14 protein-coding genes are annotated in these 12,520 nt (G+C 45.8%); 10 read left to right on the top strand and 4 right to left on the bottom strand.

Going from position 1 to position 12,520, the window contains the following annotated elements; translation table 11 throughout:
* The first annotated feature begins 82 nt into the window (after positions 1 to 82).
* Positions 83 to 268, top strand: coding sequence for a hypothetical protein (locus tag AC3RV5_RS09495; RefSeq protein ID WP_489731678.1), 186 nt, complete (start codon positions 83 to 85; stop codon positions 266 to 268).
* A 449-nt stretch (positions 269 to 717) separates the two neighbouring features.
* Here the strand turns inward: AC3RV5_RS09495 and AC3RV5_RS09490 are convergent, their stop codons facing one another.
* Positions 718 to 1,293, bottom strand: coding sequence for a PEP-CTERM sorting domain-containing protein (locus AC3RV5_RS09490; RefSeq protein WP_489731677.1), 576 nt, complete (start codon positions 1,291 to 1,293; stop codon positions 718 to 720).
* A gap of 379 nt (positions 1,294 to 1,672) precedes the next feature.
* Here AC3RV5_RS09490 and rimO point away from each other — a divergent pair, with 379 nt between their 5' ends.
* The 7 genes from rimO (at position 1,673) to fghA (ending at position 7,790) form a co-directional block, all read left to right on the top strand.
* Positions 1,673 to 3,154 carry a 30S ribosomal protein S12 methylthiotransferase RimO gene (gene rimO / locus AC3RV5_RS09485; protein WP_489731676.1) on the top strand — a complete coding sequence of 494 codons (1,482 nt, stop codon included), beginning with the start codon at positions 1,673 to 1,675 and terminating at the stop codon, positions 3,152 to 3,154.
* 6 nt (positions 3,155 to 3,160) lie between these two features.
* Positions 3,161 to 3,610, top strand: a complete 450-nt coding sequence (locus tag AC3RV5_RS09480) for a DUF2721 domain-containing protein (RefSeq protein ID WP_489731675.1) — start codon at positions 3,161 to 3,163, stop codon at positions 3,608 to 3,610.
* Positions 3,603 to 4,349 (top strand): SDR family NAD(P)-dependent oxidoreductase, encoded by a 747-nt coding sequence (locus AC3RV5_RS09475; protein WP_489731674.1) that lies wholly within the window; start codon positions 3,603 to 3,605, stop codon positions 4,347 to 4,349. Before AC3RV5_RS09480 ends, AC3RV5_RS09475 begins: the two co-directional genes overlap by 8 nt.
* Positions 4,346 to 5,215: an amidohydrolase family protein gene (locus tag AC3RV5_RS09470; RefSeq protein ID WP_489731673.1), complete on the top strand. Its 870-nt coding sequence runs from the start codon at positions 4,346 to 4,348 to the stop codon at positions 5,213 to 5,215. The genes AC3RV5_RS09475 and AC3RV5_RS09470 overlap by 4 nt, the downstream gene beginning before the upstream one ends.
* Positions 5,216 to 5,331: 116 nt before the next feature.
* Positions 5,332 to 5,790, top strand: coding sequence for a hypothetical protein (locus tag AC3RV5_RS09465; RefSeq protein WP_489731672.1), 459 nt, complete (start codon positions 5,332 to 5,334; stop codon positions 5,788 to 5,790).
* Between the two features lie 15 nt (positions 5,791 to 5,805).
* On the top strand, positions 5,806 to 6,924 hold the full coding sequence (locus AC3RV5_RS09460) for an S-(hydroxymethyl)glutathione dehydrogenase/class III alcohol dehydrogenase (protein ID WP_489731671.1): 1,119 nt from the start codon (positions 5,806 to 5,808) through the stop codon (positions 6,922 to 6,924).
* Entirely contained in the window at positions 6,924 to 7,790 is an 867-nt protein-coding gene (gene fghA / locus AC3RV5_RS09455) for an S-formylglutathione hydrolase (RefSeq protein WP_489731670.1), read from the top strand. Before AC3RV5_RS09460 ends, fghA begins: the two co-directional genes overlap by 1 nt.
* A 191-nt stretch (positions 7,791 to 7,981) precedes the next feature.
* Here the strand turns inward: fghA and adhP are convergent, their stop codons facing one another.
* Positions 7,982 to 9,004 (bottom strand): alcohol dehydrogenase AdhP, encoded by a 1,023-nt coding sequence (gene adhP, locus AC3RV5_RS09450; protein ID WP_489731669.1) that lies wholly within the window; start codon positions 9,002 to 9,004, stop codon positions 7,982 to 7,984.
* 322 nt (positions 9,005 to 9,326) lie between these two features.
* Between adhP and AC3RV5_RS09445 the strand changes: the two genes are divergently transcribed.
* Positions 9,327 to 9,398 carry a hypothetical protein gene (locus tag AC3RV5_RS09445; protein WP_489732130.1) on the top strand — a complete coding sequence of 24 codons (72 nt, stop codon included), beginning with the start codon at positions 9,327 to 9,329 and terminating at the stop codon, positions 9,396 to 9,398.
* A gap of 176 nt (positions 9,399 to 9,574) precedes the next feature.
* Entirely contained in the window at positions 9,575 to 10,693 is a 1,119-nt protein-coding gene (locus tag AC3RV5_RS09440) for a zinc-binding dehydrogenase (RefSeq protein WP_489731668.1), read from the top strand.
* A 54-nt stretch (positions 10,694 to 10,747) separates the two neighbouring features.
* Here AC3RV5_RS09440 and AC3RV5_RS09435 read toward each other — a convergent pair whose 3' ends face one another.
* Together AC3RV5_RS09435 and AC3RV5_RS09430 are read right to left on the bottom strand one after the other, a co-directional pair.
* Positions 10,748 to 11,278: a peptide-methionine (S)-S-oxide reductase gene (locus tag AC3RV5_RS09435; RefSeq protein ID WP_489731667.1), complete on the bottom strand. Its 531-nt coding sequence runs from the start codon at positions 11,276 to 11,278 to the stop codon at positions 10,748 to 10,750.
* 54 nt (positions 11,279 to 11,332) lie between these two features.
* Positions 11,333 to 12,517 (bottom strand): hypothetical protein, encoded by a 1,185-nt coding sequence (locus AC3RV5_RS09430; RefSeq protein WP_489731666.1) that lies wholly within the window; start codon positions 12,515 to 12,517, stop codon positions 11,333 to 11,335.
* Positions 12,518 to 12,520: the final 3 nt, after the last annotated feature.

The raw sequence follows: 12,520 nt of genomic DNA, 5'->3' as shown, positions 1-12,520 counted from the left end.
CGGTAGACACCGCCATAAAAATGGGGGGGATACGCCTACCTACGTTTGGCACAATGTCAATATTGATATTCTGGGGCTGAATGTGGACTACCAGTATCCGCTATTTTTGCAAAGTCTGGCCGGTCAAAGTCAAGAGCCAGAAGCCCGGGCGCAAAAAATGTCAGACAAATTAGCCATGACCAAGATCGAAAACGTATTGCGTGATGCCAAAACAGTTAGTCGGCGTGGGGCAAACCACCTGAGCGCATTTTGCCAGAGTACTGGTTGAGCGTCAGGTTGTAAAAGATTTTGAAAGGGGATTTAAAGCTTATTTTCGGAAAATTACTCCGCCCCCTTTTTCCGGGGCATTCTATGATTTTTCAGCTGTTCCTGATGATGAAACAAACACAGCAAATGATATTTACAAATGCTCACGCTCATAAGTCATACTAACCACTCGAGCTAAACTCTAACGGTGCACTCCAGCACTAACGAAGCACGCCAATAATAGAGGCAGTTAAATCCCCCTTTACCACGCTATAAACTGTCGTCAAATATCCTTGGTTTATCTAATAACATAAAGTATCACTTCCTTAGCGTTAGACGTTGTCGAATGTTTGTTTTAGTAACCGCTGACGTTAAAAATCATGAATTTCAGACAATAATAAAGCACCATACATATGGTGCTTTATGTTTTACTCATCTTTAATAAGTAAATAGTTGTGTAAACAGATTAGATTACTGTTTTTTGAATCTAAGTGATGCTAAGCCCATAATACTTAATGCGAAGATTGTAAGAGTGGTAGGCTCGGGGACTTCAACACGACCTGTTGAATGTGCACTGTTGGCTGCACTAAGGTCAGAAGCCGCCCATAATTGAGTTCTTTGTTCATCAAAAAATCTAATATTGTAAACATCTCTTTCTGAACAACAACCATCCCGACCAAGAATTTCTATCCAACTTATATTACTTGCTGCAGTAAAAGTTATTGTTAATAATGAGGTAGTAGAACCTCCAGCGCCATGATAGATGTTTGGAAAATCCAAGGGTCCTAAGCCGTCTAATACACAAGCAGCAAAATTACCACTACATGAGTTGTCATAATAATCATTTGCACTTGCTGTTGCAGTTCCAGTTAATGCTAAATCAGTATTTGTATCAGTTCCCCAAGCGATAAATTCAGAAACTTGCAGATTCAAATCAAGAGCATTTTCTATTTCAATGTATTTAATATTAATTAGGCCAGCATTTGCCAAACCACTTACAGACAAAACCAAACCAGCAAAAGCCGCTTTTAACATTTTTATATTCATATTTATTTTCCTTTGTAATAAATGCTTTGAAGGTAGAATGGTATTTTATTTGTTGTTACTGAATTTAAAGCATTAAATATGCCAAATAAAAAATACATTTATTATCAGTAGCTTATGAACATATGTAAAATGCTTAAAGTGTGATATGTAAATTAATCAGACACTTATTATGGTCGGACGTTATGAATTTACGTACTTTAGTTTAACAAACGCAATAGCTACCACGTTAAACTACATTCCTGTATAATCCCGCGCATTAAACAACTACCTTAGCAAAGACATTGAATTTGCGATAAAGGCAGTTAAATCACCATTTATCGCGCTGCTCTTTATTAGTAAAAGCATCAGTAACATTGTATTGAGTAAGTTGAGACAACACATGACCGTAGAACAATTCGACCCACAAGCACCTAAAAAAAGCAGTAATTCAGCCGAAAGCCAAACTACCACGTTAGACATTCCATCTAAAATGATTGGAGCGCAGCATCAAGCTGTTGATAACTCAGCTAATACAAACCAAGACTCAAATCGCGCTGCAAAGGTAGGCTTCGTAAGTCTAGGCTGCCCGAAGAACCTGGTGGATTCAGAACGGATTTTAACGCAGTTGCGCACTGAGGGTTACGATGTGGTCAACACCTACCACGACTCAGATTTGGTTATTGTTAATACCTGCGGCTTTATCGATTCAGCGGTGCAAGAGTCATTAGATACCATAGGTGAAGCGTTGGCAGAAAACGGCAAGGTCATCGTTACAGGTTGTTTGGGCATAAAGGAAGATGAAATTCGTGAAGTGCATCCTAATGTGCTGGCGATCACCGGGCCTCACGCGTATGAAGACGTGGTGAAACAGGTACATGAACATTTACCCCAGCCTGAACATAACCCCTACCTCAACCTAGTGCCGGATATCGGGATTAAGCTAACCCCAAGGCATTATGCCTATTTAAAGATTTCCGAAGGCTGTAATCACAAATGTACCTTCTGTATTATTCCCTCTATGCGCGGTGAGTTAGTCAGCCGTCCCATAGGTGAAATTTTGGATGAAGCACAGCGTTTGAAAAACGCCGGCGTAAAAGAGTTGTTGGTGATATCTCAAGATACCAGCGCTTACGGGGTGGATGTTAAAAATAAAATGGGCTTCTGGAATGGCATGCCGGTTAAAACAGGCATGACCGAACTGTGTGAAAAGCTCGGAGAAATGGGCATGTGGGTACGCTTACATTATGTTTATCCCTACCCTTCAGTTGATAAAGTGATGCCGTTGATGGCCGCCGGAAAAGTATTACCTTATCTGGACATCCCATTTCAACACGCCAGCCCGCGCATTCTGAAATTGATGAAACGCCCGGCTGCGGCTGAACGCACCATGGAGCGGATCAAAAAATGGCGTGAGCTATGCCCAGATTTGGTCATTCGTTCGACTTTTATTGTCGGTTTTCCAGGTGAAACTGAAGAAGACTTCCAAATGTTGCTGGATTTCCTCGACGAAGCCCAGCTAGACCGAGTTGGCTGTTTCAAATATTCTGATGTAGACGGTGCCAAAGCCAATACCCTGCCCGATCCGGTCAGCGACGAATTAAAACAACAACGTTATGAACGTTTTATGTTAAAACAGCAACAGATCAGTAGCGCCAAATTACAACGCCGCATTGGCCAAACCATACAGGTATTGATAGACGAAGTTGACGACGAGGGAGCCATTGGCCGCTGCTACGCCGATGCGCCGGAAATTGACGGCCTGGTATATCTCAATGGTGATGTAACGCTAAATTCCGGCGATCTGGTGACAGTCAAGATTGAACACGCCGATGAATATGACTTGTGGGCCAGTCGCGTTGACCTATCTGATATGAGTGCCTAAAAACCTATGCAAAACTCCGTTTCTGATCTCGCCCAAGTTATCCAGATAGTGGTGGCGCCGGTATTTATGCTCACCGGTATTGCCGGCTTTCTAAATGTTATGTCTGGTCGTTTGGGGCGCATTGTCGATCGGGCGCGTGTTATGGAAAGGCGCGTGGCGATCATTAAAAATCCTGAAAACTTGCAAGTGTCCCAGATCGAACTGAAGTATTTATGGCGCAGAATAAAAATCATTAACCACTCGATCGGCATGTGCACTGCATCGGCCCTGTTTGTTTGTGCGGTGGTGGTGTGCCTGTTTTTAGGCGAATTTTTATTAATCAACTTAAGTCAGGTGGTCGTGGGATTGTTTATCATCGCGCTGTTTTTACTCATAGTTGCGTTGATCTCATTTTTAAAAGAAGTGCAGCTAGCCACTCGAACCTTACAGATGGGCAAAGAGTTTGCTGATGAATAGCCAGAGCGTTTGCATAGTAACCGGTGGGAGTTTAGGAATAGGCTTAGCCGTGTGCCAAACATTTTCTCAAGCCGGTTACCGGGTATTTAACTTGGATATCACTGCCCCGCTCGCTAAGGAAGCGGATATTACCTGGCATGAATGTGATGTAGCCAACGTTAATCAGCTTATAAGTGTTATACACAGCATCGTGAATGAAGTGGGCCAGGTCGATGTATTAGTGTCTAATGCCGGAGTGCATTATTCGGCGAGCATAGAGCAAACCTCAGAAGACGAGTTAGACCGCATATTTGCCATTAATGTCAAAGGTGCTTACGCTGCTATTCGCGGTGTATTGCCCGCTATGGTAAAACGCCAAGCTGGTGCCATCATCTTGATGGCCTCGGATCAGGCGCTTATCGCTAAACCCAGTTCATTTGCCTACTGCCTGACCAAATCGGCCCTGGCATCCATGGCTAAAACCACTGCCCTGGATTACGCCAAACATAATATTCGCGCCAATGCCGTATGCCCGGGAACCATTGAGACCCCTTTGTATCATCAGGCCATTGCCAAGTACGTGGCGCAATCCGGCCGTGATGTAGCCGAAATCCACCGTGAAGAAGCCGCCCTACAACCCCTAGGCCGACTAGGCCAGCCCCAGGAAGTCGCCGACCTTTGTTATTTTTTAGCCAGCGACAAAGCCAAATTTATAACCGGCAGTTTGCAGGTTATTGACGGCGGTTATACGACTCAGTGAGTGCAACCGGTGTCGAAATCATCGACTCTCACCTGCACTTATTTAACCTTGCGCATGGCCAATATAGCTGGCTACAATCCCAAGAACCACCGTTTTGGCCCGACAAATCACTAATAAACCGAAATTATACCGAACAAGATTTGGCCCTTAAGACCCCATTGAAGCTAGAGGGTTTTGTGCACATAGAAGCGGGATTTGACAACCAGCACCCCTGGCGTGAACTTAAATGGCTTGAACAACACTGCACCTTAACTTTTAGAAGCGTGGCCAACCTCGACTTGACGAGCAGGCAGTGTGAAGGTCAGCTCAACAAGCTGCTTTGCCATAATTCGTTAGTCGGTGTGCGACATATTCTGGATGAACAAGCCTCAGCAATTCTCGCCCGTACCATGACGAAAACCCATCTGCACACCTTGGCTACCCAAAACCTGAGTTTTGATGCCCAGTTGTCGTTAACTGACACTCAAGGCGTAACGGCTCTGGCGGCCATACTCGAACACTTACCTGAATTAGTTGTCATTATTGAACACGCAGGCTGGCCGCCAAACACCGGAGAACAGGTGGTTTGGCAACACTGGTGCAAAAATCTGAACCGGCTAGCTCAATTTCCTAACGTGGCGATAAAATTATCTGGCTGGGAGATGCCAAACAGGAAATATTCTGTGAGCAACATTCAACCGGTATTACACCAGTGTTTATCCAGTTTCGGCGCCAAACGCGTCATGTTGGCTAGCAATTTCCCCCTGTGTACTTTTACCCGCTCATACCAACAACTTTGGCAGCTATATACCCAGGAGCTGGGTGTGGATGTAAAATTACGCCAGCGTTTGGTGTATCAAAATGCTGCAAATTGGTACGGATTTTAAATGAAAGACCCAATTTCAACCTCGTCAACGGGCCTGGTTCCTCGAGCCGGAATTGCGTTGTATGTAATGCTATGTGTAGACTAGCCACTAATATTAAACCCAACAGGACACCCATCGTGACCCAGCCATACCTTTTTGTGATTTACCCAGCGCTGGCATTTTCCATCCTGTTACTGTCAGCCTGTGCCAACAATGAGCCAAAGCCCATAGAAACCACCGAGCATTTTACCAGCCAATTAAATGCCCAAGGTGAAGTGGAGTTTGCCTTTGGTCTGAAATGGCTAAATGATAGACCTCAACAGCCATTACGCGGCAGCCAAAGCCGTGATAATGACGGTGGCAACGGTCCTCGCCAAGGGCGCTTTTCTGAAGACCGCGGAGGTCGTTTTAATCAGCAACCAAATAACCAAAGTAAATTGGAGTTGGAAGACAAAGCAGCAAGAAATCTGCAAAAAACCTTGGAAAAAAACCAACTCTGCCCCCATGGATATAAAGTTGAACAAGTTGTTTGGGAATATCAACGCATTCGTCTTATGGGTGTGTGCGAGACTAACCGCGCCCACTCAAATAATTAATAAGGACTAACTATTATGCAAAGTATTAAAACCCGCGCTGCTGTCGCCTGGGCTGCCGGCGAACCACTGTCAATCGAAGAAGTGGATCTGATGCCGCCACAAAAAGGTGAAGTACTGATTAAAATCATCGCCACCGGTGTTTGTCACACTGACGCTTACACCCTATCGGGAGATGATCCTGAGGGGATATTTCCGGCTATTTTAGGCCACGAAGGTGCGGGCATAGTAGAAGCTATTGGAGAAGGTGTGACCTTAGTTGAAGTGGGGGATCATGTGATCCCGCTTTACACCCCAGAGTGTGGTGAATGTGCCTACTGTAAATCAGGGAAAACTAACCTATGTCAGGCTATTCGTGCCACTCAAGGCAAAGGCGTCATGCCCGATGGCACCACGCGTTTTTCCAAAAATGGTAAACCTATTTATCATTATATGGGAACCTCAACGTTCGCCGAACACACTGTTGTGCCAGAAATTGCCCTGGCTAAAATTCCTAAAGAAGCCCCCCTGGAAAAAGTCTGTTTACTCGGTTGTGGTGTTACTACAGGCATGGGTGCGGTAACCAATGCGGCTAAAGTAAAAGAAGGCGATACAGTCGCCGTATTCGGTTTAGGGGGTATTGGTCTGTCGGTATTAATTGGCGCAAAAATGGCTAAAGCCGGGCGTATCATCGCCATAGATGTCAATGAAGATAAGTTCGAAATAGCCAAGCAGCTAGGGGCCACGGACGTGGTGAATCCCAAAGACTATGACAAACCTATTCAGGAGGTCATAGTCGATATGACAGACGGCGGTGTTGATTATTCATTTGAGTGCATAGGCAACGTTAACGTGATGCGTTCGGCGCTGGAATGCTGCCATAAAGGTTGGGGGGAATCGGTCATTATAGGTGTGGCCGGTGCAGGCCAGGAAATATCCACCCGTCCTTTTCAACTGGTTACCGGCCGGGTGTGGCGCGGCACCGCTTTTGGCGGTGTAAAAGGTCGCAGCCAACTGCCCGATTATGTGCAGCGCTACATGGATGGCGAATTTGAACTGGATACCTTTATTACCCACACCATGCCACTTGAAGATATCAACAAGGCATTTGATTTAATGCATGAGGGAAAATCCATTCGTTCGGTGGTGCATTACTAATGTCTGGGGTAAATGAGATAACCGAAACCGCCGCCAACCGCTGCTTTAACGGGTGGCAAAAACGCTTTAGTCATCACTCAAGTGTGCTGGATTGTAATATGCATTTCAGTGTGTATTTGCCTGGGGCGGCCACCCAAGGTGAACCTCTACCGGTTGTGTATTGGTTAAGCGGCCTAACGTGTACCGATGAAAATTTCGTCACCAAGGCTGGCGCCCAGCGCATCGCCGCCGAATTGGGAATTATGCTGGTGATGCCGGATACCAGCCCCAGAGGGGATGTGGTAGCCGATGCACAAGATAGCGCCTACGATCTCGGCCTGGGGGCCAGTTTTTATGTTAACGCCACCCAGGCGCCCTGGAAATCTCACTACCAGATGTATGATTACATAGTGGACGAACTGCCGGGCTTAATTAGCAGCCACTTTAACGTTTTGCCTAAAGCTGGCATTGCCGGGCACTCCATGGGTGGTCATGGCGCGTTGATGATTGCTCTGTCAAACATTAAACGTTTCTGTTCTGTCTCCGCCTTTGCGCCTATCGTTAATCCTATGGATTGTCCCTGGGGTGAAAAAGCCTTTAGCCAATATTTAGGGAATGACAAAAGTGACTGGCAACCGTATGACAGCTGCGCCTTGATGCGCCAACAGGGTCGATTTTTACATCTGCCGATGTTAGTTGACCAAGGCCTGGCAGACGATTTTTACCGCGAGCAAAAATTAACGTCTCCTCTGGAAGACGTCGCCAAGGACATCAATTATCCAGCAACCTTTCGTTATCACGACGGATACGATCACAGCTACTTCTTTATCGCCACTTTTATAGAAGATCATCTGCGTTTTCATGCCGAGCATTTAACCAAGCAATAACACTATACCCATGGCGAAGAGGGCAATCAGGATCCCTCTTCGCCCTATTGTTTACAAAACACCGGCGAACTAAAAAGTGCGCCAATTTAACGTAACAGCCTAACCCAGTAGATGAATGATTAGGCTGTCATTAACAGCGCATCTCTTAGATAGGTCGTATTGAGCTCTTACTAGGTTTTCACTTTGTGAAATTAATCTTTGCCAACTATTTCCACAACGATACGCCCGTTGATGTCACCCTTTAGCATATCAGCGAATATTTCATTGATTTGCTCTAATGGTTTTACCTCAATTTTCGCTTTCACCTTACCGTCTGCTGCAAATTGAAGGCATTCTTTGAGGTCTCTTCGTGTGCCAACAATGGAGCCGACTATTTTCACCCCGTTTAGTACCGTGTCAAAAATAGGGATAGGCATGTTTTCCGGTGGTAGACCCACTAGCACCAAAGTACCACCGCGACGCAGTGCCCGGTAAGATTCTTCAAAACCGGCCTTAGATACCGCAGTGCAGACCACACCGTGCACACCACCTACTAACGTTTGGATTTTTTCAGACGGTTTGGCCTGTTTAAAGTCGATGCAATGAAGTGCACCTAACTCTCTTGCAAGTGCCATTTTATCTGCCCCCGTATCAACAGCAATCACTTTCATTCCCATAGCTACCGCATATTGAATGGCTAAATGCCCTAACCCACCGACCCCAACAATAGCTACCCATTGTCCCGGTTTAACGTCGGCTACTTTAAGCGCTTTATAGGTGGTTACACCGGCACAAAACAGAGGTGCGGCCTCAACATAGCTCACTTCATCAGGGATTTTCACCACATATTCGCCGTTTGCCAGGCAATATTCTGCATACGACCCATCGACTGAATAACCGGTATTTTGTTGCTGCAAACAAAGTGTTTCTTTACCGTCCAGACAATAGTCACATTGGCCACATGCGGAAAACAACCAAGGAATGCCGACGCGATCACCAACCTTTAAATGGTGAATTTCACTGCCCAATTTAACGATTTCGCCCACGCCTTCATGCCCAGGAATTAAGGGTAATTTAGGTTTAACCGGCCAATCACCATGGCAGGCGTGTAAATCTGTGTGGCATACACCACAGGCATGTATTTTTACCAATACATCTCTGGCGCCTACTTGGGGAATCGGTACCTTTTTTATTTCGAGTTTATCTTTAAACTTATCAACAATCGCTGCTTTCACAGTATTATTCCTTCCTAATCATCAGTTGAGCTAGGCCGGTGTATCACCCCTAGGAGTGACATTAGGCAGCAAGACGCTCATCCGACTATACCTGGTTTAAATGAACGTTTATTTTATTATTATTGCAACGTATCGAGATGATCCGGATCAATATAACCTTAAGATTTTTCGAAGTTTTAACTGAGACAGAAGTTTTATATAGGTTAGGTAGCGTTATTGAAAAACACATACTTCGGGTATATCAAGATTGGCGTGCTGGTAAGTGCAAACGACCCAGCCAAGCGGATGTCGTACTGTTTATGATTGATATGGACATTTTAAATTGGTCAACGATCAACATGGTCACAGTGCCGGCGACGAGGTATGGAAGCAGCTAACCCGAGACTGTAACTAATTTTGTGTAACTGCTTATCCACTGTTTGCCACAGTTAATATATAACAATGATGATCATCTAACATTTCTATTGACTCGCATACACGCCGTCCCCATGTTAATTTTTCTGGATCCCACTTCCTTCGAGTCACTTTCATTTACCGGGTGTTCGAAGCACAACTTAAAAGAGCCAAAAAATGAAATCGTCTAAACAATTATTTAGTCAAATTACTTCACGAGGCCAACTCGAAGTTACCTTAAGCGAAGTGGCAGTGCCATCGCCAAAAGCACATGAAGTAGTGGTACGCATTGAAGCGGCTCCGATTAATCCTTCAGACATGTGGCCGATGTTTGGTCCTGGCAATTTAGCCGAAGCTAAACTTAGTAACGACAAGCAAAAACTGACAGCCCCTATCCATCAAGGCATGTTGTCACGTATCAAATCACGCTTGGATCAGGTATTGCCCATTGGTAATGAAGGTGCTGGTGTTGTGGTGGCCGCGGGTGAAAGCAAGCAAGCCCAGGCTCTAATGGGCAAAACCGTAGGCGTGTTATCAGGGGCCTCCTATGCGCAATATTGCTGCGTTCCTGTTCAGGCTTGTTTAGTTCATCATGACAACACCACACCTCGCCAGGCAGCTTCCTCGTTTGTCAATCCATTGACCGCTTTAGGCATGGTTGAAACCATGCGCATGGAAGGACACAGTGCCTTGGTACACACGGCGGCAGCTTCTAGCCTTGGCACCATGTTGAATAAAATTTGCCTCAAAGAAAACGTGCCTTTGGTCAATATTGTCAGAAAACAAGAGCAAGTAGATATGTTGAGAAAATTGGGGGCAAAATATGTGTGTAATTCTTCCAGCGATGCCTTTAAAGCTGACTTGTACAAGGCAATCGATGAAACAGGCGCTACTCTGGCCTTCGATGCTATAGGTGGTGGCGAGTTAGCCAGTGACATTTTAGCGGCAATGGAAAAAGTCGGCAGTAAAGATGCCAGGGGCTTCAATACTTATGGCTCGGCAGCCAATAAACAGGTGTATATTTACGGTGGACTGGATTTTTCTCCGACTATCCTTAACCGCGCCTATGGCATGACCTGGGGTATAGGCGGTTGGCTGCTGATGCGTTTTCTTGGCAAATTAAGCACGGATAAAATTGCCGAGTTACATCAGCGTGTGGCTGACGAAATCAATACTTCCTTCGCCCTGGACTTCAGCGAAGAACTCAGCTTCGAACAAGCCATGACCCCTTCATTTATAGAGCAATACAACGCCAAGAAAACCGGCGCCAAATATTTGATCAACCCTCAGAAATAGATCATTTATAGGCTGGCCAGGGAGCCAACTCTGGGCCAGCTTAATAGCGGCAATCTAGTGAGTCGGATTAGATAAAGTGGCAAATTTAAGCTGTAATTTGCGTAGCTTTGGTGCAATAATATTTTGACAAAATGGTCGCGATGGGTCTGTTTTATAATAATTTTGGTAACGCTCTGCTGAGGGTTTGAACTGATTGAAAACTAATACTCGCGTCACCAAAGGTAGACTAAATTCAGCTTGTAGAGCGGCCAAAATAGCCCAACATTCTTGCTGCTGGGTATCAGTTTGTGGGGTATTGCCGCATACATAGACCGCACTGCGATACTTTTCGCGCATACTGTGTTGGGCGGTACAACTGTGAGTATGAAGATGCACCGCAATCAAGGCTCGCAATGCAATTTTGGTTTCGTCAAAATGCACTATCACCGCCTCAGACAACCCATCATCAGGCGCTAATGCCGCAATCCAGCCCTGTTCCACTTTCCCTACCCCAAGCAATGATTGAAACACTGCCTCGGTACACCAGTGGCAACTGCCACCCAAACCAACTTTCATCGTCAATGCCTTAGCGTAGTTACCTAACATTTAGATCCTGCTTGTGGCTAGGCTAGCGGATACTGGTAAATGACGAACAAGACTCTAAAAATAATATTCTAGGCCAAATTGCAGAAAATCGTCACGGCGCATCATATAAACTGGCTCATCGGTTTGCTCGCTGGTGAAAAACCACGCATCCAGTCGCCATTTCCAATTATCATTAATGCGACTACTAGCCTCGATATAAGCCGAGCGGCTCGATGAATAGTCAAGATCCTGGATGAACGCCACTAAAATTTCACTGCCTTGAATATCGTTAAAGGCCAAACGGCTGCCCAGCATCAAATCGTTTTGCCCGCCACTACGGGCCATCTCATCCCGCTCGTCATACTGATACTCCATCAACCAGCCGACGTCGTAAACGGAATCGAATGCACCTACCGATGTATATTCAAACCCACCCACTAGGGCATTAAACGTATCAAAACTGGTTTCTCGATGAATACCTTCAAATTTAAGCAGCCAGGAACCGACCACCGCTAAAACATCCACTCCGGTTTGCTGCATCTGGGCATAAAAAGGCCGCAACTTCATTTGCCCATCAGTATCGACAAAGGGCTGTATGTCAGGCTCTCTTGATGTGCCATCGAAATAGGATAAACCTAACTCCCAATTCCCGACACTTTGTTGCCAGCGTGCGGCCCAATCGAGGTGACGTTGCTCATCGCTCGATTCATACACAGCAGCGTCGGCATCAACGATCATATCCAGGCGCAGACGCCCGTCAATACCGGCGAAGGTGCGTTCGCGGAAATATGGCAGGGCAAAAAGTGATACGGTGCCCCAATCGCGAATAAGGGCTAAACTAATCATTGGCTGTCCCAACTTGTCTTCACCATCTAAAGCTTCCACCTCATCGGTCTGATTAATCACATCTACCAGGTGCAGCGATTCAGTTTGGCCCCAAAATACTTTAGCTATGCCTGTTCTCAGTTCCCAATCCTCCCCAACTTGCAGCAACACCAGCTCGCGGATGTCTGCGTGAGTTCGCTCGTCATCTTGCTGATCCAGGCGCACAAAAGGGGTAAACAGCAGGCTGTCGTTACCGTCGTTCCATTGGTTATAGAACTGTGGCTCAAAATAAGCGGAAAGCTGGCGTTTTGGCTGCTGGGTGTACAAGGCGTCCTGTAAGAAATAACGCTGCTCTACTCCAGCAACACCGGTCAACTCCAGTTCGGCGTTAGCCGCAAACGGCAGGGCCAATAAACCTAAGATCAATATTTTCACGTT

Source organism: Paraglaciecola sp. IT1134, from assembly GCF_058068185.1.
Note: the sequence above shows the minus strand (reverse complement) of the source record. Positions and strands in the feature narration are given on the sequence as shown.